The organism is Sphingomonas sp. SP6, assembly GCF_058313435.1.
Window position 1 is genome coordinate 510,302 of record NZ_JBZFLG010000002.1, and the last position, 21,556, is coordinate 531,857.

21 protein-coding genes are annotated in these 21,556 nt (G+C 70.8%); 14 read left to right on the top strand and 7 right to left on the bottom strand.

Translation table 11 applies throughout. From position 1 onward, the window contains the following. Nucleotides 1–22: 22 nt before the first annotated feature. From AC4GYY_RS08145 to AC4GYY_RS08155, 3 genes are all read right to left on the bottom strand, one after another. Complete coding sequence (locus AC4GYY_RS08145) at nt 23–157, bottom strand: hypothetical protein (protein ID WP_491119769.1); 135 nt, start codon at nt 155–157, stop codon at nt 23–25. Next, nucleotides 121–1,920 (bottom strand): aminopeptidase P family protein, encoded by a 1,800-nt coding sequence (locus AC4GYY_RS08150; protein WP_491119770.1) that lies wholly within the window; start codon nt 1,918–1,920, stop codon nt 121–123. The genes AC4GYY_RS08145 and AC4GYY_RS08150 overlap by 37 nt, the downstream gene beginning before the upstream one ends. A 113-nt stretch (nt 1,921–2,033) precedes the next feature. Continuing rightward, a complete protein-coding gene (locus tag AC4GYY_RS08155; protein WP_491119771.1) occupies nt 2,034–2,849 on the bottom strand; it encodes an LD-carboxypeptidase in 816 nt (271 codons plus the stop codon). Nucleotides 2,850–3,066: 217 nt separating this feature from the next. Between AC4GYY_RS08155 and AC4GYY_RS08160 the strand changes: the two genes are divergently transcribed. The 5 genes from AC4GYY_RS08160 to AC4GYY_RS08180 all read left to right on the top strand — a co-directional run bounded on the left by AC4GYY_RS08160 (nt 3,067) and on the right by AC4GYY_RS08180 (nt 6,473). Then, nucleotides 3,067–4,479: a glutamate ligase domain-containing protein gene (locus tag AC4GYY_RS08160; protein WP_491119772.1), complete on the top strand. Its 1,413-nt coding sequence runs from the start codon at nt 3,067–3,069 to the stop codon at nt 4,477–4,479. A gap of 31 nt (nt 4,480–4,510) precedes the next feature. Then, nucleotides 4,511–4,765, top strand: coding sequence for a DUF6356 family protein (locus AC4GYY_RS08165; protein ID WP_491119773.1), 255 nt, complete (start codon nt 4,511–4,513; stop codon nt 4,763–4,765). Between the two features lie 190 nt (nt 4,766–4,955). Further along, nucleotides 4,956–5,354 (top strand): hypothetical protein, encoded by a 399-nt coding sequence (locus tag AC4GYY_RS08170; RefSeq protein ID WP_491119774.1) that lies wholly within the window; start codon nt 4,956–4,958, stop codon nt 5,352–5,354. After that, nucleotides 5,351–5,554 (top strand): helix-turn-helix transcriptional regulator, encoded by a 204-nt coding sequence (locus AC4GYY_RS08175; RefSeq protein ID WP_491119775.1) that lies wholly within the window; start codon nt 5,351–5,353, stop codon nt 5,552–5,554. The genes AC4GYY_RS08170 and AC4GYY_RS08175 overlap by 4 nt, the downstream gene beginning before the upstream one ends. A gap of 1 nt (nt 5,555) precedes the next feature. Next, complete coding sequence (locus tag AC4GYY_RS08180; protein WP_491119776.1) at nt 5,556–6,473, top strand: alpha/beta fold hydrolase; 918 nt, start codon at nt 5,556–5,558, stop codon at nt 6,471–6,473. Here the strand turns inward: AC4GYY_RS08180 and AC4GYY_RS08185 are convergent. After that, nucleotides 6,425–7,552, bottom strand: a complete 1,128-nt coding sequence (locus AC4GYY_RS08185; RefSeq protein ID WP_491119777.1) for a serine hydrolase domain-containing protein — start codon at nt 7,550–7,552, stop codon at nt 6,425–6,427. The genes AC4GYY_RS08180 and AC4GYY_RS08185 overlap by 49 nt on opposite strands. Continuing rightward, on the bottom strand, nt 7,542–8,189 hold the full coding sequence (locus AC4GYY_RS08190; protein ID WP_491119778.1) for a TetR/AcrR family transcriptional regulator: 648 nt from the start codon (nt 8,187–8,189) through the stop codon (nt 7,542–7,544). The genes AC4GYY_RS08185 and AC4GYY_RS08190 overlap by 11 nt, the downstream gene beginning before the upstream one ends. 95 nt (nt 8,190–8,284) lie before the next feature. On the opposite strand from AC4GYY_RS08190, the gene AC4GYY_RS08195 reads away from it, so the two are divergent. From AC4GYY_RS08195 to AC4GYY_RS08215, 5 genes are all read left to right on the top strand, one after another. Beyond that, nucleotides 8,285–9,349 (top strand): phosphotransferase family protein, encoded by a 1,065-nt coding sequence (locus AC4GYY_RS08195; RefSeq protein ID WP_491119779.1) that lies wholly within the window; start codon nt 8,285–8,287, stop codon nt 9,347–9,349. Nucleotides 9,350–9,361: 12 nt separating this feature from the next. Next, nucleotides 9,362–10,588, top strand: a complete 1,227-nt coding sequence (locus tag AC4GYY_RS08200; protein ID WP_491119780.1) for an acyl-CoA dehydrogenase family protein — start codon at nt 9,362–9,364, stop codon at nt 10,586–10,588. 150 nt (nt 10,589–10,738) lie between these two features. Further along, a complete protein-coding gene (locus AC4GYY_RS08205) occupies nt 10,739–11,785 on the top strand; it encodes an amidohydrolase family protein (protein WP_491119781.1) in 1,047 nt (348 codons plus the stop codon). Then, nucleotides 11,782–12,819 (top strand): alcohol dehydrogenase family protein, encoded by a 1,038-nt coding sequence (locus AC4GYY_RS08210; protein WP_491119782.1) that lies wholly within the window; start codon nt 11,782–11,784, stop codon nt 12,817–12,819. The genes AC4GYY_RS08205 and AC4GYY_RS08210 overlap by 4 nt, the downstream gene beginning before the upstream one ends. A gap of 41 nt (nt 12,820–12,860) precedes the next feature. After that, complete coding sequence (locus AC4GYY_RS08215; RefSeq protein ID WP_491119783.1) at nt 12,861–13,640, top strand: tyrosine-protein phosphatase; 780 nt, start codon at nt 12,861–12,863, stop codon at nt 13,638–13,640. A gap of 10 nt (nt 13,641–13,650) precedes the next feature. Here AC4GYY_RS08215 and AC4GYY_RS08220 read toward each other — a convergent pair whose 3' ends face one another. Together AC4GYY_RS08220 and AC4GYY_RS08225 are read right to left on the bottom strand one after the other, a co-directional pair. Beyond that, nucleotides 13,651–14,436 (bottom strand): enoyl-CoA hydratase, encoded by a 786-nt coding sequence (locus AC4GYY_RS08220; RefSeq protein ID WP_491119784.1) that lies wholly within the window; start codon nt 14,434–14,436, stop codon nt 13,651–13,653. 77 nt (nt 14,437–14,513) lie between these two features. Next, a complete protein-coding gene (locus tag AC4GYY_RS08225; RefSeq protein ID WP_491119785.1) occupies nt 14,514–15,494 on the bottom strand; it encodes a class I SAM-dependent methyltransferase in 981 nt (326 codons plus the stop codon). Nucleotides 15,495–15,652: 158 nt separating this feature from the next. On the opposite strand from AC4GYY_RS08225, the gene AC4GYY_RS08230 reads away from it, so the two are divergent. The 4 genes from AC4GYY_RS08230 (at nt 15,653) to AC4GYY_RS08245 (ending at nt 21,439) form a co-directional block, all read left to right on the top strand. Beyond that, nucleotides 15,653–16,678 (top strand): bifunctional transcriptional activator/DNA repair enzyme AdaA, encoded by a 1,026-nt coding sequence (locus tag AC4GYY_RS08230; protein WP_491119786.1) that lies wholly within the window; start codon nt 15,653–15,655, stop codon nt 16,676–16,678. 66 nt (nt 16,679–16,744) lie between these two features. Continuing rightward, a complete protein-coding gene (locus AC4GYY_RS08235; protein ID WP_491119787.1) occupies nt 16,745–18,238 on the top strand; it encodes a hypothetical protein in 1,494 nt (497 codons plus the stop codon). Between the two features lie 81 nt (nt 18,239–18,319). After that, nucleotides 18,320–19,831, top strand: a complete 1,512-nt coding sequence (locus AC4GYY_RS08240) for a hypothetical protein (RefSeq protein WP_491119788.1) — start codon at nt 18,320–18,322, stop codon at nt 19,829–19,831. Nucleotides 19,832–19,918: 87 nt separating this feature from the next. After that, complete coding sequence (locus AC4GYY_RS08245) at nt 19,919–21,439, top strand: TadA family conjugal transfer-associated ATPase (RefSeq protein WP_491119789.1); 1,521 nt, start codon at nt 19,919–19,921, stop codon at nt 21,437–21,439. Nucleotides 21,440–21,556 lie beyond the last annotated feature (117 nt).

A 21,556-nucleotide genomic window follows, 5' to 3' on the forward strand; every position in this document is an offset into this window, starting at 1 on the left:
ACCGATCCGCTGTCGGAAGAGCCTAGCGGACCGCGTACGTCCCCAGAGTAACCGCCGCGCCGGCCGCCTGCCAGGCGACCGCCGTCGCTGCCGTGAAGAACGTCAGCCCGCCGACCGCGATCATCGCGTAACGGGCGCACATCTTTGCATGAGCCATGCCCTGTCCTCCTCTCCGAGCAGGGGGCCGATCTTCGCCGCCACCTGCTGGTGATAGGCATTGAGCCACCAAAGCTCGTCACGAGTCAATAGGTCCGGATCGATGAGATCGCGGTCGATCGGCACGAAAGTAAGCGTTTCGAACGCGAGCATCGGCTCATCCCCACCCTTGATTGCGCGCTCGACGACCAGGAGGAGGTTTTCGATCCGAATGCCGTACTCGCCCGCCTTGTAGTAGCCCGGCTCGTTCGAAAGGATCATGCCGGGGAGCAACGGCTCCGACGGGCCGCCGCCGGGATAGCTCGGCTTGGCGATCCGCGCCGGTCCCTCGTGGACCGAGAGATAGCTGCCGACCCCGTGGCCGGTGCCGTGCGCGAAATCCAGCCCCGCTTGCCAGAGCGGCGCGCGGGCAAGCGTGTCGAGCTGTCCGCCGGTGGTCCCCGCCGGAAACACGGCGGTGGCGAGCGCGATATGGCCCTTGAGGACGCGGGTGAAGCGATCGCGCATCTCCGCCGTCGGGGCGCCGATCGGGACCACCCGGGTCACATCGGTGGTGCCGTCGACGTACTGCCCGCCCGAATCGACCAGGTAGAGGTGCCCGGGGAGGATCGGCGCGTTCGACTCTTGCGTGACGTGATAATGCGGCAGCGCGCCGTGGTCGCCGGTCGCGCTGATCGTGTCGAAACTGGTATCGACCAGCACGCCGGTCGCGCGCCGCAGGTCGAGCAGCGTCGCCGCGGCGGAGAGTTCGGTCTGCCCGCCCTTGGGCGCCTCCTCGGCCACCCACTTGAGGAATCGCGTCAGCGCCGCACCGTCGCGGGCGCTCGCCGCGCGGTGCCCGGCGATTTCCACGGCATTCTTGGTCGCCTTCGCCAGAAGCGTCGGATCGCGCAGGCTCAGCACGCTCGCCCCTGCCCTCTCCAGCGCCTGCCCGATCGCCGCCACCGCGAAGCCGGGATCCAGCGTGACGCGCTTGCCCGCATAGCCCGCCAGCGCCGGCGCGAAGGCGGTGCGGTCGTGGAGCCGCACGGCGTTGCCGAGATGACGCCGCACTTCGTCCGTCACCTTCTCGGGCGCGACGAACAGGTCGGCGCTCCCGTCCTTGTCGACGATCGCATAAGCGAGCGCGACCGGGGTATGATCGACGTCGGCCCCGCGGACATTGAGCAGCCACGCGATCCCGTCGAGCGCGGAGAGCACCACCGCGTCCGCGCCGTGCTCCGCCAGCCAGTCGGCGACCGCGGCGCGCTTCTCCGCGCTCGATCGCCCCGCGCTGGTCTCGTCATGCACCGCGAGCGTCGCGTCGGAAGGCGCGGGGCGATCGGGCCAGACCGCGTCGACCGGGTTGGTCGCGACCGGAACGAGCGTCGCGCCGACGCCCGCCAGCGCCTTGCCCGCCTCCTCGACCCAGGCGGCGGTGTGGAGCCACGGATCGTAGCCGATCCGCGCGCCCTTGCCGGCATGGTCGGCGAGCCAGGCCGCCACGCTCGTCTCGGGCACGCCGACGAACTGCCAATCGTCCGCCGACACCTGCTGGCGGACCTGGATCGTGTAGCGCCCGTCGGTGAAGATCGCGGCTTCCGCCGGCAGCACCACCGCGGTTCCGGCCGAGCCCTGGAACCCCGTCAGCCACGCCAGCCGCTGCGCATAGGCGCCGACATATTCGCTCATATGCTCGTCGGTCAGCGGCACGACGAAGCCGTCGAGCGCATCGCGCGCGAGCTGCTCGCGGAGCGCGGCGAGGCGGGCGGCGTGGGTGGACATGGGGATGCTCCGGATGTGAGGCGCGCGGTTTGCCAGAAGGCTTCCGTCTTGGACAACCCCGCCGCGAGGTCGGTCATTCCCGTCTTCGCGGGGACGACGGCGCACAGCCATCGCTAAACCACCCCGAACGGCACCACCCGGTTCGCCTGCGTATGCCCGATCTCCGCGCGGCCGAGGTACGGCACCCCCATGTCTCGGCACCAGCGGTCGATCATGAACTCGAGTCTCTCGCCCCAGGGCGGATCGTTGGGCTGGACCGCGGTCACCGCGCCCAGCCGCACCCCGGCGACGCCGCGCAGCTGCGTCGCGTTCGCCATCGTGAACAGCAGCCGATCGACGTTGTACATCGGCTCCGACACCTCCTCGATCATCAGCACGTGATCGGCGAGGTCGGGCAGCCACGGCGTGCCGATCAGCGCGCCGAGGATCGCGAGGTTGAACGCCGCTGCGGGCCGACCATCGAGCCCCGGCTCCAGCCCCTGCCGCTCGCCCCGCGCCAGCCAGCCGAGCGACCGTGCGATCGTCGCGTCGCCGCCGTCGCGCCGGATGTCCGCCAGCATCGGCCCGTGCGTCGGCCGACCGATCCGCCGCGCGTAGAGCGCGGCCAGCAGGAAGCCGATGTCCGAATAGCCGAGGTACGCCTTCGCCCGCGCCGCCTCGCCCAGCTGCGGCATCACCCGGCCGAGGATCCGGTTCGACCCGTAGCCGCCGCGCATGAACCAGATCGCCGCGATCGACGGATCGTTGGCATATTCGAGGAACGCCGCCGCGCGCCGCGCATCGTCGCCGGCGAAATGCCCCGCCTCCTCATAGCATTGCGGGTGGATCCGCAGCTCGACCTCGGGATAAGCGATCGCCGCGAACGCGAGCGCGGGCGCCTCCGCCTCGCGCTTGCCGATGCTCGCGGGGGCGAGAACGCCGATCTTCACCAGTCTTGCTCCAACCCAGATCCGTTCGTGTCGAGCGACGTCGAGAAATCTGTCATCACCACCCGTTCGTGTCGAGCGAAGTCGAGACACCGCGCCGGGCGCATCACCACCGTCCCTCGACTTCGCTCGGGACGAACGGAGAGGAGAGCGACCCTTCTCGCTCGGGGCAAACGGGTTGGGAGTTGCTCCCGCCCCGTCGTGCCGCGATAGCCGCGACATGCACGACGCCTCGCTCTCGGACCAGCGCTTCTTCCTCGTCGGGATCGGCGGCTCGGGGATGATGCCGCTCGCCACCATCCTCGCGGCGCGGGGCGCGAGCGTAGAAGGGTCGGATCGCGGGCTCGACCAGGGCCGCATCCCCGCGAAGTTCGCCGCGCTCGAAGCCGCGGGCATCCGCCTCCACCCGCAGGACGGAAGCGGCATCGTCTCGGCGGATCAGACCGTCGTCGCCTCCGCCGCGGTCGAGGAGAGCGTGGCCGATCTCGTTCGGGCCAACGCGCTCGGCTGCCCGCGATTGACCCGCGCGCAGCTCAACGCCCGGCTGTTCAACGCCAGCGCGCTGCCGATCGGGGTGGCGGGAACCAGCGGCAAATCGACCGTCACCGGCATGATCGCGACCATCCTGCACGCGACCGGACGCGACCCGACGGTGATGAACGGCGCGGTGATGAAGGACTTCGCCGCGCCCGACCGCCCGTTCGCCAGCGCGCTGGTCGGCGCCGGCGCGCCTTATGTCAGCGAGGTCGACGAGAGCGACGGCTCGATCGCGCTCTACACGCCCGGGATCGCGGTGCTGACCGGGGTCAGCCTGGATCACAAGTCGCTCGACGAACTGAACGCGCTGTTCGGCGCCTATCTGGCCAAGGCCGCGCATGCCGTGGTCAACGCCGACAATCCCGATGCGGCGACGCTGGCGATGGCGCTTCCGCGCGCGCGGGTGACGACCTACGCGATCGACGTCGACGCGGATCACCAGGCGACCGATCTCGCGCCGGAGCCGTTCTCGGTCGCCTTCACCTTGCGATCCGGCGGCCTCGCGATGCCGGTGTCGCTGCGCGTCCCCGGTCGCCACAACGTGATGAACGCGCTCGCCGCCATCGCCGCCTGCGTCGCGGCCGGCGTTCCGGTCGGCGAGGCGGCGCAAGCGGTCGGCACGTTCACCGGTCTGCGCCGCCGCTTCGACCTCGTCGGCGAGGCGGGCGGGGTCGCGGTGATCGACGACTTCGCGCACAATCCCGACAAGCTCGCCGCGACGCTCGACACGCTCCGCGAGTTTCCGGGACGGCTGCTGCTGCTTTTCCAGCCGCACGGCTACGGCCCGCTCAAGGTGATGCGCGCGGAGCTGGTCGCCGCGCTCGCCGCCCGGCTGCGTCCCGACGACCTGCTCGTCCTCCCCGATCCGGTCTATCAGGGCGGCACCGTCGCGCGCGAGGTCGGCAGCGCCGACATCGTCCGAGACCTCGCGGTCCAGGGCGCCCCCGCGCTGCACATTCCCGATCGCGCCGCCGCCGCCGCGCATCTCGTCGCGGTCGCGAACCGGGGCGACCGCATCGTCGTGATGGGCGCTCGCGACGATTCCCTGTCGCAACTCGCCGCGGACATGGTGGCGGAACTCGGCGAACGAGGGTAAACCCGACTCGTCACAAGGGAGATCGCGACCCATGTTCCGCCGCTTGTTCCTCGACCACCCGGCCTCGGTCGGCGAGACCTATTTCGAGCATATGGGCGTCGCCACCGGCTTCGGCGCGAAGATGATCGCGGGCGGGCTCGGCGCGGTGATCCACGGCTTCCTCCCCTTCGCCTTCAAGACCACCGGCAGCACGACGATCGCGGCTCTCCACGCGAAGATGGTCCGCAAGCGCACCGCGGCCCGCGATGCTCAGACCCAGCTGACGACGGTCGAATACATCATCTGATGGCGCGCGCGGACGAGATTCCCGGCGTCGGCGCGGTCGCGATCGTGCCGAGCGACGATCTCGCGGCGGCGATCCCGTTCTGGCAACGACTCGGGATGGTGCGAAGCGGCGGCACGTAAAGGCCCCTTGACGTAAAGCTCCCTTTCCATGTAAAGCACCCTTCACATCGCTCGTGAAGGAGTCGCCACCCATGTCCACCCCCGCGCAACGCCGCTACAACACCCGCGTTCTGTGGTGTTCCGCGCTGTATGGCGCATCGCTGCTCGGCGACGCCTACGCCTTCAAGCATCACCTCGTCGCCGGGCCGCTCGCCTGGGCCGCGGCGCTCGTGCCCGCGCTGGCGATCGTCGGCATCTTCGTCGCCGTCGGGGCCTATCTTGCCGAGGAGCGGGACGAGTACCTGCGGCTGCTGATGACGCGCCAGGTGCTGTGGGGCAGCGGAGTCGCGCTCGCCATCGCCACTGTCTGGGGATTTCTCGAATCGTTCGGACTGGTCGGCCATGTCGAGAGCTACTTCGTCGCGGTCCTGTGGTTCGCCGGGATGGGCGTCGGTGCGCTCGCCAACCGCCTGTTGGAGGCGCGCGCGTGACCAACCATCTCCGCGATCTCCGCGCCGACCGCGGCTGGAGCCAGAGCGATCTCGCGGAACGGCTGGGCGTCTCGCGCCAGAGCGTCAACGCGATCGAGACCGGCCGCTACGACCCTTCGCTTCCCCTCGCCTTTCGCATCGCCGAGCTGTTCGGGCTGGCGATCGAGCACGTCTTCGTCAGTCCCTCGAAGGAGAATTGAGATGATCCGTTTCTTCGGCCTCCGCCTGCTCGCCGCCGCGATCACCGTCGCGACCGTCCTTCCGACGAACCCGTGCCATGCGGTCGGTCCGGTGCCCGCCCCTGCCCCCGCTCCCGAGGCGCGGATGGACCACATCTCGGTCGTCGCGATCGGCCGCGGTGCGCCCGTCGTCCTGATCCCCGGCCTCGCCTCCCCTCGTGCCGTGTGGGATGGGGTGGCGCCGACGCTCGCCCGCGATCACCGCGTGATCCTCGTCCAGATCAACGGCTTCGCCGGCGACGCGCCGGGCGCGAACCTCTCGCCCGGCGTTCTCGCCGGCGTCGTCGCCGACCTCCACGCCTATCTCGCGCGCGAGCGTCTGACGAACGCGGCCCTCGTCGGTCATTCGCTGGGCGGTCTCGTCGCGCTCATGCTGGCGAAGGCGCACCCGGCGGACACGGGCAAATTGATGATCGTCGATTCGCTCCCCTTCTTCGGCCAGATGTTCGGCCCGCAGATGACCCCGGCGATGATGGAGCCGCAGGCTAAGGCGATGCGTGACGCCGCGGTTGCGAGCTATGGCACGCCGAACCCCGCCGCCGCGCGTGCCGTCGCCGAACGCTTCGCGCTGACGCCGGACGCGCGCGTGAAAGTCGCCGCCTGGGCCGCCGCCGCGGACTCGCGCGTCACCGGCGAGGCGATGTACGAGGACTTGGCGACCGATCTGCGTCCCGACCTGAAGGCGATCGCCGCGCCGATCACGCTCGTCTATCCGTACAATGACGCGCTGCCGGAAGCGCAGGCGGGCGGGCTCTATCGCCGCGCCTATGCCGATGCGCCGGGCACGCGCTTCGTCGCGATCGGCGGCGCGGCGCATTTCGTCATGCTCGATCAGCCGGAGCCGTTCGGCCGCGCGCTCGCCGCATTCGTCGCCGGCTGATCCCAGCCATAAGCCTCGCCGATCGCGCGCAGCACTTCGTCGATCAGAGCGCGCCCGGCGTCGGCGTTGGTCATCACCGCCGCTCCGCGGCAGCGTTCCGGCAAGATCACGAACGCGGAGGTGAACCCTGCGTTCGAGCCGGTGTGACCGAACCGGCCGCCGGGCCCGAGCACGACGCCGAGCCCCCAGCCGCCCGGCCCGCGCGTCGTCATGGCGCGCGCGCCGTCGGGCGAGAGCAGCCCGCCCTCCGCGCGCACACTCCGTGCGATCCCGATCGCGAAGCGGGCGAGGTCGCCCGGGGTCGTCCACAAGCCCGCCGCTGCGAGTTCGGGATAGACCCGCCAACGGCCACGCATCGGCAGGCCCGCGGCGTTGAACGCCGTGGCGGCGCGGACCGCGCGCTCGGGCGTCGGCGGTTGATCGAACCCGCTGTCGCGCATCCCGGCCGGCGTGAGCACGAGTCGGTCGGCGAGGGTGGCGAAGCCCTCGCCCGACACATCCTCCAGCAGCGCCTGGACGATCTCGTACCCGCCGCCCGAATAGCGCCAACGCCCCGCCGCGCCGTCGATCCGCACCGCGGGCGTATTCGCGGGTGGCGCCCCGTCCAGCACCTGCGTCAAGGACGGCAGCGGCACGCCCACGGTGTAGCCCGGAAAGCTCGCGACCCCGATGCCCGCGGCGTGGCCGAGCAGCGCGCGCAGCGTCACCGGCGCGTCGCCCGGCAGGGTCCACGACCGGAGTCCCGCGCGGACGTCGCCATCGAGCGAGAGCCGTCCCGCCTCGACCAGCTTCAAGGCCGCGACCGCCGCCACCGGCTTGCTGATCGACGCCGCCTGGAACAGCGTCGTCGACGTCACGGGCGTCCCCGCCGCGTCGGCGACCCCGAACCCGCGCTGGTCGACGATCCGGCACTCGTCGACCACCGCGATGCTCAGCCCCTTCACCCGCCACCGCGCCATGCGCTGCGCCACGGCGAACCGTGCCGTCGAGGTCCCGACCGGGCGGAGCGCGTGCGACCAGTCCGGCGCCGCGGCCGGGCTTGCCAGCGCCGCGGCGGCGAGCAGCAGGCTAGGCGGCACCCCCCGCTCCGACCAGGATCGCCTTGACCGCGTCGACGATCGCGTCGAGCGCGCCTTCCCGGCTCCAATAGGGATGCTCGTGCGCGTCGGCGCCGTCGAGCGCCGCCTCGCGCGCCTCGAGGATCGCCTGAAGCGCAAGGCCGGCGAACAGCAGCCGCTGGTTGACCACCGCCAACGGCACGTGCGCCAGCAGCCGGCGGACGTGCTCGTAACACCGGGCATAAGCAGGCGATTCGCTTCCCGCGGCCTCCGCGAACAGCTGTCGGCGCTCGGCCTGCAGATTGCCGATGAAACGCAGATAGGTCTCGCCCTCTCCCCAATCGCCGGGCAGCTCGACGCTGGGCACGACCATCGCGCGGACGACGTCGTCGAGGGTGATGCCCTTCGCCTCCGCGGCGTCCACCATCTCCTGCCGCCGCGCATCCGTCGTCCGCGCGCCGTCGATCACCAGCTCGCGCAGCAGCTCGTCCTTGCCGCCGAAATAATAATGAACCGCCGCGGCGTTGCGCTGCCCGGCGGCGTCCAGGATGTCGCGCATCCCGACCGCGGCGATCCCGCGTTCGGCGAAGAGGCGGCGTGCGGCGCGCTTCAACTCGCCACGGGTGGTGTCGCCGCGCGTCAAGGGCTTGCTGCTCATCGCGCCAGCATCGGCGAGCCGAAGCGATCCGGCAAGAGCGTTGACCCGGTACGCCCCGGCCCATACTAAAACATACGGCTTAGGAGAGACATAGCGTGGGCGAGATCGCGCATGACGCGGAGTTCTGGCGCGAGCTGATCGATCTCGATGCGCTCGTCCGCTGGATGGACGCGCGGGGACTCGGCGCCGGCCCGCTCGAATCGCCGCGCACGCTCGGCGGCGGCACCCAGAACGTCCTGCTCCGGTTCGATCGCGCCGGCGAAGGCTTCGTCCTCCGCCGCCCGCCGCGCCGACCGCGTCCGGAGAGCGACGAGGTGATGCGCCGCGAGATGCGCGTGCTGGCCGCGCTCGACGGCTCGGACGTGCCGCACCCGCGCTTCGTCGCGGGCGAGGGCGAGCCGGCGGTGCTCGGCAGCGCCTTCTACCTCATGCGCCCGGTCGAGGGGTTCAACCCGACGCAAGGATTGCCCGCGCTCCACGCCGGGGACCCGGCGATGCGACGGCGGATGGGGGAGGCGATGGTCGACGGCATCGTCGCGCTGTCGCGGGTAGATCCCGACAAGGTAGAGGGGTCGTTCGGCTCGCTCGACGGCTGGCTCGAACGCCAGGCCCCGCGCTGGCGCGCGCAGCTGGAGGGCTATGCCAAGTTCGAGGGATGGAGCGGGCTGGCCGCCCTCCCCGGGGTCGACGCGATCACCGCCTGGCTGGAGGCGAACCGGCCTGCGGCGATGCGACCGGGGATCATCCACGGCGACTATCACCTCGCTAACGTCATGTTCCGCCCCGATTCGCCAGAACTCGCCGCGATCGTCGACTGGGAGCTTGCCTCGAAGGGCGATCCGCTGCTCGATCTCGGCTGGCTGACCGCGACCTGGCGCGACCCCGACGAGGGCGAACAGCGCGTTTCGGTCGAGCCGTGGGACGGCTTTCCGACGCTCGCCGAGATCGTCGAACGTTATCTGACCGCGACGGGCCGCACGCCCGAAGACGCGCGCTGGTTCGCCGTCCTCGCCCCGTTCAAGCTCGGCGCGATCCTCGAAGGCAGCCACGCCCGCGCCTGCGCCGGGCTGACCCCCAAGCCGATCGGCGACGCGCTCCACGCCCACACCATCCAGCTCTTCCAGCGCGCGCTGCGCCGGATCGAGCACCCGATTCTCTGAAGGAACCCCGCGATGGACTTCGACTATTCCGACAAGACCAAGGACCTGATCGCTCGCGTCGAAGCGTTCATGGACGCGCACGTCTATCCGCACGAGGAGGAGCGCCACGAGTTCGTCCTCGCGCCCGAGAACCTGTGGAAGGAATGGCCGGGGCTGGAGGCGCTCAAGGCCAAGGCCAAGGCCGAAGGGCTTTGGAACCTGTTCCTGCCGCACGAATATGGCGCGGTCTCGCCCGGTCTCACCAACCTCGAATATGCGCCGCTCGCCGAGATCATGGGCCGCGTGCCGTGGTCGAGCGAGGTGTTCAACTGCTCCGCCCCCGACACCGGCAACATGGAGGTGCTGGCGAAATACGGCAGCCCCGAGCAGCAGGAGCGCTGGCTCAAGCCGCTGCTCGCGGGCGAGATCCGCTCCGCCTATGTGATGACCGAGCCGCAGGTCGCCTCGTCGGACGCGACCAATCTGGAGATGTCGATCACCCCCGACGGCGACGATTACGTCATCAACGGCCGCAAATGGTGGATCTCGGGCTTCATGCACCCGGCGACCACCTTGCTGATTGTGATGGGGAAGACCGATTTCGACGCGCCCCGCCACGCCCAGCATTCGACGATCCTCGTCCCCAAGGCCACGCCCGGCATCAGCGTGGTGAAGAATCAGCGCGTGTTCGGCAGCCTCCACTCGCCCGGCGGCGAGGCGGAGTTGAAGTTCGACAACGTCCGCGTCCCCAAGGGCAATCTGATTCTGGGCGAGGGCCGCGGGTTCGAGATCGCGCAGGGCCGGCTCGGGCCGGGGCGCATCCACCATTGCATGCGCTCGATCGGCCAGGCGCAGCGCGCGCTGGAGATCATGGCGCGCCGCGTCGACAGCCGCGTCGCGTTCGGCAAGAAGCTCTCCGACCAGTCGAGCATCCGCCAGGACGTCGCCCGCGGCTTCTGCGAGGTCGAGATGGCACGACTCCTCACGCTCAAGGCCGCCGACCGGATGGACAAGGTCGGCAACAAGGAGGCCAAGGACCTGATCGCCGCGATCAAGGTCGTCGCGCCGATGATGGCGCAGCAGGTGTGCGACCGCGCGATCCAGGCGCACGGCGGGATGGGCGTCAGCGACGACACGCCGATCGCCGAGTTCTTCACGATCAACCGCTTCGTCCGCATCGCCGACGGCCCCGACGAGGTCCACATGAGCCAGCTCGGCAAGCAGAAGATCCGCGAATATGCCGCGAGCAATGCGCGGTGACGTCCCACCCCATCCGTTCGTCCTGGTAGGGACTGAGCGCAGCCAAGGCCCGTATCGAAGGACCCGCGCCTCAGGTCCTTTGATACGCCACTTCGCTTCGCTCAGCGGCTACTCAGGACGGACGGGGTGGGGGCAACTAAAAGGGCAGCCATGACCGAAGACATCCTCGACCCCGATCTGCCGATCGTCGATCCCCACCATCATCTGTGGGACTTCACCCCGGCGCTGCCGCACATGCCGGAAAGCCCGCACCCCTTTGGCGCGATCCTGCGCCAGAGCCCGCGCTATCTGTTCGACGAATTGCGCGCCGACTGCCGCGGGGCGGGGCACAACATCGTCGCCACCGTCTTCCTCCAGTGCGGCGCCTTCTACCGCGCCGACGGGCCGGCCGAGCTGAAGCCGGTCGGCGAGGTGGAGTTCGTGAACGGCGTCGCTGCGATGTCGGCGAGCGGGACCTACGGTCCTTGGCGCGCCTGCGCCGGGATCGTCGGCCAGGCCGATCTGACGCTCGGCGCGCAAGTCGGCGCGGTGCTCGATGCCGAGATCGCGGCCGGAGGCGGCCGGTTCCGCGGCATCCGCCACATCGGCGCGCACGACGCGGACCCGGAGGTGCTCGGCCCGCTCGGCCACGCCCCCGCCGGCCTCTATGCCGACGCGACGTTCCGGGACGGCTTCGCCGAGCTCGGCCGGCGCGGCCTGACCTTCGACGCCTGGGTGCTCGAACCGCAGATCGGCGAGGTGACCGCACTCGCCCGCGCCTTTCCCGAACAACCGATCGTCCTCGACCACCTCGGCACTCCGCTCGGCCTGGGGACTTACAAGGGACGCCACGACGAGCGCTTCGCCGGGTGGAAGGCCGCGATCGACGAGCTTGCGACCTGCCCCAACGTCACCGTCAAGCTCGGCGGTCTCGCCATGCCCTTCTGCGCGCTCGGCCACCTCGGCCCGGACACGCGACCGACCGCCGCGCCGCTCGCCGACCTGTTCCGCCCCTATGTCGAGGCCGGGATCGAGGCGTTCGGCCCGTCGCGCGCGATGTTCGAGAGCAACTTCCCGGTCGATCGCTGGGGAACCGAATACGGCACGCTCTGGACCGCCTTCAAGCTGATCGCCCGGGGTGCAAGCGCCGACGAGAAGCGCGACCTGTTCGCCGGCACCGCGGCCCGCTTCTACCGCATCGAGGACCAGCTGCCATGAAAGCCCTCCGCTATTTCGGCGCGCGCGACATCCGCCACGACGACATGCCCGATCCACGGCTCGAAACCGACCGCGACGCGATCGTGAAGATGACCGCATGCAGCATCTGCGGCAGCGATCTCCACATCTATCACGGCCACGGCTTCTCCGAGGACGTCGGCTTCTGCGTCGGGCACGAATCGGTCGGGGAGATCGTCGAGGTCGGCCGCGCGGTGACGCAGATCAAGGTCGGTGACACCGTGATGATGCCCGCCGCGGTGGGCTGCGGTGCGTGCCGGTCGTGCCTCGCCGGCAACGTCATCGACTGCGCCAACAACGCCGGGGGGTGCTACGGCCTCTCCGCCAAGCTCCAGGGCGTCCAGTCGGAGTGGTTCCGCGTCCCCGCGGCCGACATGAACGCGGTGAAGATCCCCGAGGGCGTCTCCGCCGAGCAGGCGCTGATGATGACCGACGCGCTCGCCACCGCCTGGTTCGGCGCGCGGGGCGCCGACATCGTCCCCGGTGCGAGCGTCGCGATCGTCGGGCTCGGCCCGATCGGGCTGATGGCGGTCGAGGCGGCCTACGTGATGGGCGCAGGCGTCGTCTATGCGATCGACCCGATCGCCGAGCGCCGCGCGCTCGCCGAGGCGGCGGGCGCGGTCGCGCTCCATCCCGATGGCGCGATCGAGACGATCGAGGAGGCGACCGGCGGGCGCAAGCTCGACAGCGTCGTCGAGGCGGTCGGCGCCGACGCGACCGTCGACCTCTCGCTCCGCCTCGTCCGGCGGCGGGGCACGGTGTCGGTGATCGGCGTCCAGCAATCGCGCCGGTTCGCCTTCCCGCTCGAACGCGCCTTCGCCGGCGGGCTCACCTTCCGGGTCGGCACCTGCTCGGTCCCGGAGGAGCTGCCCGCGCTGATCCCGCTGGTCCGCGCCGGGCGCCTGAAGCCCGAATGCTACATCAGCCACCGGATGCCCCTTGCCGCCGGCGAGGAGGCGTATCGGATGTTCGATGCGCGCGAGGACGGCGCGCTCAAGATGGTGCTCACCGCATGACGGTCACGACAGCGACGCAAAGCGGCGACAGGGCGGAGGCCATGACCGATCGCATCCTCACCCTCGAAGGCGTCCACAACTTCCGTGACTATGGCGGCTATCCGGCGGCGGGCGGGCGCATCCGCACCGGCGTCCTGTGGCGCTCGGGCCAGCACGGCGACGCGACCGACGACGACCTTGCGCAGATCGCCCGGCTCGACATCCGCACCGTCATCGATCTGCGCGGCGACGCCGAGCGCAGCGAGATGCCGTGCCGCCGCGTCGACGGCTTCGCGGGCGAAGTGTTGTTCGCCCCCGGCGAGACCGCGGGCACCGAACTCGCTCCGCACGAGGAGGCCGGGCAAGGCATCCAGGACGCCGCGGGCGCGCGCGCGGCGATGCGTCGCCTCTACGTCAACATGCCGTTCCGCCCGGTGCTGGTCGGCTCGCTGCGGCTTTATTTCGAGGCGCTGGCAACCCGCGACGGCGCGTCGCTGCTCCACTGTCTCGCCGGCAAGGACCGTACGGGGCTGGCCGTCGCGCTGCTCCATTCGCTGCTCGGCGTCCACCCCGACGACGCGACCGCGGACTATCTGCTGACCCTAACCGCGGGCGACCCCGCGCGCCGAATCGCCTCCGCCGCCCCGTCGATCCGCGCGCGCTACGGCGAGCATATGGACGACGAGACGATCCTGGCGTTGATGGGCGTCGAGGCGGACTATCTCGCCGCCGCCTTCGCCGCGATCGGCGAGCGGTTCGGCAGCGTCGAGCGCTACGCCGACGAGGTGCTCGGGGTCGACGCGACGCGACGCGAGGCGCTGGCGATGCGGCTGGTCGCCTAGCGCGCTGGGATTACTGCGCCCGCCCGCGCGCCTGCACCGCCGCCCGGCGTGCCTCGACCGACTCGGGCGTCACCGCTGCATTCGCCGCCGACGAGCGTTCGTGCTCCAGCGCCATTCCCTCGCCGAACGGCAGCGCGAAGCCGTCGTCGATCAGCCGCTTGTACGCGCCGATGAAGTCCGGATCGGCCGAGGCGATATCGGCCGCCAGCCGCCGCGCCGCCGGCATCAGTTCGTCCGTCGGCACCACGCGGTTGACCAGGCCCCAACGTTCCGCCGTCGCGGCGTCGAGGAAGTTGCCCGACAGCGACAGCTCCTTGGCGCGGCTCACGCCGATCAGCCGCGACAGTTTCTGGCTCAGCCCCCAGCCCGGCATCACCCCGACCCGCGCATGCGTGTCGGCGAAGCGCGCCGTCTCGCTCGCGATCAGGATGTCGCAGGCGAGCGCGACCTCGAACCCGCCGGTGATCGCGACGCCGTTGATCGCGCCGATCACCGGCTTGCGGCAGAGCTCGATCGCCTTGACCGGGTTCTCGTCCGCGCCGGTCGCGTTGGCGCTGCCTAGCGCGCCCGCCTGCGATCCCAGTTCCTTGAGGTCGAGCCCGGCGGTGAAGGCGCGGTCGCCCGCCCCCGTCAGGATCACGACGCGGACCGACTCGTCGCCGTCGACCCGCACCATCGCGCGGTACAGTTCGGCGCGCAGCGCCTTCGACAATGCGTTCATCGCCTGCGGGCGGTTGAGCGTCACCGTCGCCACCGCGCCGTCGATCGTCACCAGCACCGGCTGTTCGTCGTCCATCCCGCTCTCCCGTCCGCGATCGCCGGGATCAGCGTACACCGGGCGCGCCGCCGCCGCCACGACGGATCAGGACGGTCTCAGCAGGCGACGGCGAGCGGCGCGGCGTCGAGATGTTCGGCGGCTTGCGGGCGCGCTCCGGTCCCGCTCGTCCGCTTCTCGGCGATCAGGCAGAACGATCCGTCCGCCGCCCGGCCTTCGTAACGGATCCGAAGCGCGGGATCGCGCTCCGCGAGTGCGCGCAGCGCCGCCGCGGAGAAGAAGTTGATGTGCTCGCGCATCGGCACGAAGGCGAAGGGCGGCAGCACGCCCAGCTTCACGCGGAAGGCGGTCCCGAAGACATCCGCCGCGAGCAGCGCGCGCGGGTGACGGCACAGCCATTCCGCGGTGCGCCGCCCCAATGTCCCCGGGATCGGCCGCCGCCAGACCTGGTCCGGCACCTCAAGGTAGAGCAGGCCGCCCGGTCGTGCGAGCGCGATCATGTCGTCGAGCACCGCGCCGGGATCGGAGACATGCTCCAGAACCTGCGCGCAGGTGATCAGGTCGGCGTCGGCGGGCAGATCGGGCCGCGCGCCGATCACCTCGACGCCCGGCAACCCCGGCGTGCCGGAAGGGTCGAACGAGACGCGGCGTGCCGCGGGAAGATCGGCGATCAGCGAACCTTCGCCACCGCCATAGTCGATCACCGACACGAAGTGCGGATCGACCGCAGCGCGTTCGAGCGTCCGAGTGAAATCCGCGCGGCGAGCGCCCGAACCCAGCCGGTCGGCGATCTTCGCGTGCTCCCCGCGGGTGTAGAACGGCTCGTGGCCATGCCGCTCGACGTAATAATCCTCGTTGCGGTAGCCGACGTAATAGGCCTCCTGCTCGGCATCGGTGAGCCCGCGGTCGTAGAAGCGGAACCCGCAGCTTCGGCAGGTGAGCAGTCGGCAGGTCTCGGGACGCCCGCCGAACGCCTTGTACGCCAGATAGGACGAGACGATCGACATTTCGGCCGCCAGGTCGGCGCCTCCGCAGCAAAGGCATCCGTTCTTCTGCCGTTCGTGCGCCTCAATCGTCATCGGATCGCTCCCCCGCCTTGCCGGAGCGGCAGGATTAGCGACGCTGTGGTTAACGGTGTGTTGAAACGCCACGAGTCGCGGCGCGACTGCGGCGCGGTGCGCGCTTTGACCGCAAGCCCCGGGGTGTCCGCGGGGCGCCGCTAGCGTAGATCGTCGCCATGACCCACGCCATCGACCAAGCCGCCGCCTGGACCGCCTTCCTCGCGCGCGACCGCGCCGCCGACGGGACGTTCGTCGTCGCGGTCGTCACCACCGGCATCTACTGCAAGCCGAGTTGCGCGGCGCGGCGGCCCCGCCGCGAGAACGTCCGCTTCCTCCCCACCGCGGACGAGGCCCGCGGCCAGGGCTTTCGCGCGTGCCTGCGGTGCCGACCCGACGAGGCCGGCCGCGACGCGCAGGCGGTGGCCGAGGCGATGGCGCTGCTCGAGGCCGCGGCGGAAACGATCGCGCTCGACGATCTCGCGGCCCGCGTCGGCTACGCCCCGCATCACTTCCACCGGCTGTTCAAGCGCGACACCGGCGTCACCCCCGCCGCCTACGCCAGGGGCGTCCGGGCCCGGCGTGCCGCCGACGCGCTGGCCGGCGGCAGCGTGACCCAGGCGATCTACGAGGCGGGCTATTCCGCCCCCAGCCGCTTCTACGAAAGTGGCGCGAAGCGGCTGGGCATGTCGCCCGCGACGCGCGCCAGGGGGGCGCCGGGCGAGACGATCCGCTGGACCGTCGCCGCGACCTCGCTCGGCCCGTTGCTGGTCGCCGCGACCGCCAAGGGCCTGTGCCGCGTCTCGTTCGACGAGGGCGAGGCGGCCCTCGCGAAGCACTTCCCCGCGGCGACGATCGTCCCCGGCGACGCGGCGCTGGCGCGGCTCGCGGCGGCGGTCGTCGAGCAGGTCGAGCGCCCCGGCCGCGGCCGCGCGCTGCCGCTCGACCTGCGCGGAACGGCGTTCCAGGAGGCGGTGTGGCAGGCGCTCGCCGCGATCCCGCCGGGCGAGACGCGGACCTATTCCGAACTCGCCGCGGCGGTCGGCAGGCCCGAGGCGGTGCGCGCCGCGGGCACGGCATGCGGCGCGAACCCGGTCTCGATCGTGATCCCCTGCCACCGCGCCCAGCGCAAGAGCGGCGATCTCGCCGGCTACGCCTGGGGCCTCGATCGCAAACGCGCGCTGCGCCGGCGCGAGGGCGTCTGAGGGTTGTCTTAACCATTTTTCGCGCATCGGAGCCGCGTGAGGATCGATCACGCTTCAGCTTCGACCATGGTCGCGCCGCTGCCCAGGCCGGCGCCGACGTGGCGCACCCCCGCCGCAGCGTCGCTCGCCTGGTGGGCGGCGATCGGCGCGCTGGCGATCGTCCAGACGGCGCTGATCGTCGGACACCGCCCTTGGCTCGACGAATGGCAGGCGCTGCTGATCGCGCTGGAGTCGCCGACCCTGGCCGATCTGTTCGCGAACCTGCGCTACGAAGGCCACCCGCCGCTCTGGTATCTGATCCTGCGGGCGCTCGGCGCATTGGTCCCGTCCGGCTGGGTGCTCGCCGCGGCGCTGCTGCCGATCGCGCTCGTCACCCAGGCGACCATCCTCTGGCGTGCGCCGTTCAGCCGTGCCGAGCGGCTGATGCTCGCCGCGGGCGAGCTGATGACGTTCGAATATCTCACGCTCTCGCGCAGCCTCAGTCTGGGCGTGATGGCCGTCGTGCTGGCGATGGCGCTGCGCCGGTCGCGGTGGGCGTGGCTGCCGATCGCATTGCTGCCGATGTGCGACTTCCTGTTCGGCGTCATCTCGGTGGGGCTGGTGATCCTGCAATGGCGCGACCGCCGGCTCTGGACGCCGGGCATCGCCGCCTGGCTCGCGCTCGGCGTCGCCGCCGCCTGGTGCGTCCGTCCCGCCGCCGACGTCGTGCCGGCGCTGGCGCTCAACCCGCCGTTCGAGGACTTCGGCGCGTGGATCGCCAATCTCGGCGTCTCGCTCGTCCCGCTCCAGGCGGGCAAGACCGCGGTGCTGGGCTGGAACGCCCCGGCGCCATTCCTGCTGGGCACGGTGTTCGGTCCGCTGTTCGTGTGGTTCGCTCATTACGAGACGCGGGAGCGACCGCTGGATCGCCTCCTGCTCGGCGGGTTCATCGGGGTGACGCTCGTCTTCAGCCTCGCGGTCTATCCCCTCCAGGCGCGACACCTGTCGCTCTGCGCGATGGTGCTGGTCGCGCTACGCTGGCGTGCGGCCGAACACGGCGAGGCGCCCGACGCGGTCTTCCGGCTCTGGCTCGCCGTCGGCACCGCGTGCGGACTGCTCGTCGCCGCGATCAACCTCGCGACGCCGTTCGACACCGCGCCCGAGGCGGTGCGGGCGATCCGGGCGGCGCACCTGGAAGACCGGACATGGATTAACTTCCCCGAAAGCTCGGGCGAGGGGGTGGCGGCGCTCTCGGGCCTCGAGTTCATGCGGGTGGGCCAGGAATGCCGCCAGAGCTTCGTCCGGTGGAACGGCCGCGCCGCCTTTCAGCCGGCGCAACTGGCGCGATATCTCCGCGACCTGACCCGTCGGCACGGCCGACTCTACCTGCTGACCGAACTCCCGCTGGATCGCCTGAGGAGCGGCGTCTTCGACGGCCTGATCGCGCGCGTCGCGCATGTGCCCGCCGGATTCGACGGACAGGTCTTCACGCTGTTCGTCGTCGCGCCCGACCGGCCCGATCGCGGCTGGCGACCCCCGCCGTGCGTCGCCGCCCGAGTTCCGATGCGTCCCGCTCTCTGACCGGACAAGGCCGAGAGCGGCGCTTTGATGCCTTGGTTAACCCGACCGCAACGGATCGTCGCCATCAGGGGGCGGATGCAGGTGGGCGCTCTCGCTGACGAACCGCTCCGGCGCGCCCATCGCGGGTGGACGGTCCCGACGGCGCTGAGCCCGGCGACGCTGTCCGCCGGCCTGTTCGCCTGGCTGTCGATCCAGCACCTGCTGCTCTGGCGCTTCCTGGGGTTCGGCCCGACGGCGCTGGTCGCAGGCGTCCTCGCCTTCGCCGCCTTCGTCGCGGCGATGCGCCGGGCGGCCGGCTGGGCGCGTGACGCGGTCGGGTGGAGCACGCTCGGCCGGCTGTTCGCGGTGTCGCTCGTCGTCTTCGTCCTGGGCGGCGAAGCGCGCCTGTTCTACGCCAATACCGATTGGCAGGTGCGCAACGCCGTCCTGCGCGACCTCGTTCTCGATCCCTGGCCGTTCGTCTATTCGGTCGACGGCGGCACCCTGCTCCGGTTGCCGATCGGGCTTTACATGCTGCCGGCCATGGCCGGCAAACTGCTCGGCGAGCGCGCGGCCGAGGTAGCGATGCTGGCCCAGAACAGCGCCGTGCTGACCGCCGTCCTCGCGCTCGGCCGCGGGCTGTTCGCCACCGCCCGCGGCAGAGTGATCGCGCTGGCGGTCGTGACCGGCTTCAGCGGCATGGACGTGATCGGCGCGGTGCTGACCGGACGATCGCCGATCGGGCATCTGGAAGGCTGGGCCGCGCACGCGCAATATTCGTCGCACGTCACCCAGGCCTTCTGGGCGCCGCAACACGCGCTGGCGGGGTGGATCGGCGCGTTGCTCTATCTCCTCTGGCGCAACGGCCGGGCCCCGGCCCCGGCGGTGTTGGCGGTCGTCCCGGCGCTCGGCGTGCTCTCGCCGCTGGCCATGCTGGGGATGCTTCCCTTCGCCGCGCATGCCGGCTGGCCGCTGCTTCGCGCCCGGAAACGTCCGGCGGCCGCAATCGCTCTGCCGACGCTCGCCGTGATCCTGGCAACGCCGTCGTTCCTGTACCTGGCGGCCGCCGGAGACACCGTGGGCGGGACGTTCGAATGGCCGCGGTGGGGCGATTATGTCGTGTTCGAGCTCCTCGAGGTCGGCCCGTTGCTCTACGCGGCGTGGCTCGCCCGCCGGAGCGGACGTCTCGGTACGGTCGCGCTCGGGATCACCACCGGCGTCCTCCTGCTCGCGCCGTTCGGACGGATCGGCGACTCGGTCGACTTCATCATGCGCGCGAGCATCCCGGCGCTGGCCGTCCTGTCGGTGGCGCTCGCCGACCTGCTGGGATCCGCTCCGGCCGATCCTCGCGCGGCGCGGGCGCGGACCTGGGCCGGCGTGGCGCTCGCGATCGGCTTGGCCACCCCCGCCAACGAGGTGCTGCGCGCCGTCACGGCGCCGCGCGCGCCGGCGATGCTGTGCGGGTATCTGGGGGTCGTGCCCGGCGGAGCGGCGACGTATGTCGCGCGACTGGCGCGCGTGCCCGCCCCCGTCCGCCCGACGACGCCGGCGTGGGTGACGCCGCACGATCCGGTGCGGTGCTGGACGTCGCCCTGGCCGCGCGTCGTGCCGTGACCCCGACGCGGTCCGGTCATTTATGAAATCGCAAAGCTTCACGCTTAACCGGACGGTCGGCAGGACCGGGGTAGGATCGACACGACCATGAGCGCATTCGGGCGGCGGAACGGGGTAGGCACGGGGGGACGCCCGGGGTTCGGCGTCGCCCGGCCGATGCAGGGTGGCGGTCGCGGGGAGCCGGGCGGCGACCAGTTTCCCCCGCTCGACACCCTCCCGCCGCTACCCGGCGAGACCGAGGACACGCTGGCGGCGATGCCGGGCGCGTCGTCGGTCGACGCGATGCAGCGGCTCACCGATCGCCAGAACGCGAGCGGCGAGGCGGGCAACAGCCGCGTCGAGGGGTTCGAGGCGTCGATCCACAAGATCAAGGAGCAGGTGCTCCCCCGCCTGCTCGAGCGCGTCGATCCCGAGGCCGCGGCCACGCTCGGCAAGGACGAGCTGGCCGAGGAGTTCCGCCCGATCATCGGCGAGGTGCTCGCCGAGCTGAAGCTCACGCTCAACCGGCGCGAGCAGTTCGCGCTCGAAAAGGTGCTCGTCGACGAGCTGCTCGGGCTCGGGCCGCTCGAGGAGCTGCTCGCCGATCCGGACATCAGCGACATCATGGTCAACGGGCCGGAACAGACCTACATCGAGAAGAAGGGCAAGCTCCAGCTCGCGCAGATCAGCTTCCGCGACGAGGAGCATCTGTTCCAGATCGCGCAGCGGATCTGCAACTCGGTCGGCCGCCGCGTCGACCAGACGACGCCGCTCGCTGACGCGCGCCTCAAGGACGGCAGCCGCGTCAACGTCATCGTGCCGCCGCTATCGCTGCGCGGCACCGCGATCTCGATCCGCAAGTTCTCGGCCAAGCCGATCACGCTCGACATGATGGCAGGCTTCGGCTCGATGAGCCCCAAGATGGCGACCGCGCTCAAGATCGCGGGCGCGTGCCGGTTCAACGTCGTCATCTCGGGCGGCACCGGCTCGGGCAAGACGACGATGCTCAATGCGATCTCGAAGATGATCGACCCCGGCGAGCGCGTGCTGACGATCGAAGACGCGGCCGAGCTCCGCCTCCAGCAGCCGCACTGGCTGCCGCTGGAGACCCGCCCGGCGAACCTCGAGGGTCAGGGCGAGATCAGCATCCGCGACCTCGTCAAGAACGCGCTGCGTATGCGCCCGGACCGGATCATCCTGGGCGAGATCCGCGGCAGCGAGTGTTTCGATCTGCTCGCCGCGATGAACACCGGCCACGACGGCTCGATGGCGACGCTCCACTCCAACTCCCCGCGCGAATGCCTGGCGCGCATGGAGAACATGGTGATGATGTCGGACATCAAGGTGCCCAAGGAAGCGATCTCGCGTCAGATCGCCGATTCGGTCGATCTCATCATCCAGGTCAAGCGTCTGCGCGACGGCTCCAGGCGCGTCACCAACGTCACCGAGGTGATCGGCATGGAAGGCCCGGTGATCGTGACGCAGGAACTCTTCAAGTTCGAATATCTCGACGAATCGGCGGACGGCAAGATCATCGGCGAATATCGCGCCATGGGCCTGCGCCCGTACACGCTCGACAAGGCGAAGCAGTTCGGCTTCGACCAGGCGTATCTGGAGGCGTGCCTCTAGCGCAGCGCGGCCAGTGCCACGCTGGCGCTAGCTCGGCCGGCGTCGCTCGATCCGATCGCGCTCACGATGCCGCATGATCCTCTCGGTGGTGAGTTCTCCAAGGGGCTTGCCGAGACA

Excerpts from the sequence above, each read along its gene's own strand:
- AC4GYY_RS08145 (WP_491119769.1), bottom strand. The coding sequence starts at position 157 with ATGGCTCATGCAAAGATGTGCGCCCGTTACGCGATGATCGCGGTCGGC.
- AC4GYY_RS08150 (WP_491119770.1), bottom strand. The coding sequence starts at position 1,920 with ATGTCCACCCACGCCGCCCGCCTCGCCGCGCTCCGCGAGCAGCTCGCG.
- AC4GYY_RS08160 (WP_491119772.1), top strand. The coding sequence starts at position 3,067 with ATGCACGACGCCTCGCTCTCGGACCAGCGCTTCTTCCTCGTCGGGATC.
- AC4GYY_RS08165 (WP_491119773.1), top strand. The coding sequence starts at position 4,511 with ATGTTCCGCCGCTTGTTCCTCGACCACCCGGCCTCGGTCGGCGAGACC.
- AC4GYY_RS08170 (WP_491119774.1), top strand. The coding sequence starts at position 4,956 with ATGTCCACCCCCGCGCAACGCCGCTACAACACCCGCGTTCTGTGGTGT.
- AC4GYY_RS08180 (WP_491119776.1), top strand. The coding sequence starts at position 5,556 with ATGATCCGTTTCTTCGGCCTCCGCCTGCTCGCCGCCGCGATCACCGTC.
- AC4GYY_RS08190 (WP_491119778.1), bottom strand. The coding sequence starts at position 8,189 with ATGAGCAGCAAGCCCTTGACGCGCGGCGACACCACCCGTGGCGAGTTG.
- AC4GYY_RS08200 (WP_491119780.1), top strand. The coding sequence starts at position 9,362 with ATGGACTTCGACTATTCCGACAAGACCAAGGACCTGATCGCTCGCGTC.
- AC4GYY_RS08205 (WP_491119781.1), top strand. The coding sequence starts at position 10,739 with ATGACCGAAGACATCCTCGACCCCGATCTGCCGATCGTCGATCCCCAC.
- AC4GYY_RS08210 (WP_491119782.1), top strand. The coding sequence starts at position 11,782 with ATGAAAGCCCTCCGCTATTTCGGCGCGCGCGACATCCGCCACGACGAC.
- AC4GYY_RS08215 (WP_491119783.1), top strand. The coding sequence starts at position 12,861 with ATGACCGATCGCATCCTCACCCTCGAAGGCGTCCACAACTTCCGTGAC.
- AC4GYY_RS08220 (WP_491119784.1), bottom strand. The coding sequence starts at position 14,436 with ATGGACGACGAACAGCCGGTGCTGGTGACGATCGACGGCGCGGTGGCG.
- AC4GYY_RS08225 (WP_491119785.1), bottom strand. The coding sequence starts at position 15,494 with ATGACGATTGAGGCGCACGAACGGCAGAAGAACGGATGCCTTTGCTGC.
- AC4GYY_RS08230 (WP_491119786.1), top strand. The coding sequence starts at position 15,653 with ATGACCCACGCCATCGACCAAGCCGCCGCCTGGACCGCCTTCCTCGCG.
- AC4GYY_RS08235 (WP_491119787.1), top strand. The coding sequence starts at position 16,745 with ATGGTCGCGCCGCTGCCCAGGCCGGCGCCGACGTGGCGCACCCCCGCC.
- AC4GYY_RS08245 (WP_491119789.1), top strand. The coding sequence starts at position 19,919 with ATGAGCGCATTCGGGCGGCGGAACGGGGTAGGCACGGGGGGACGCCCG.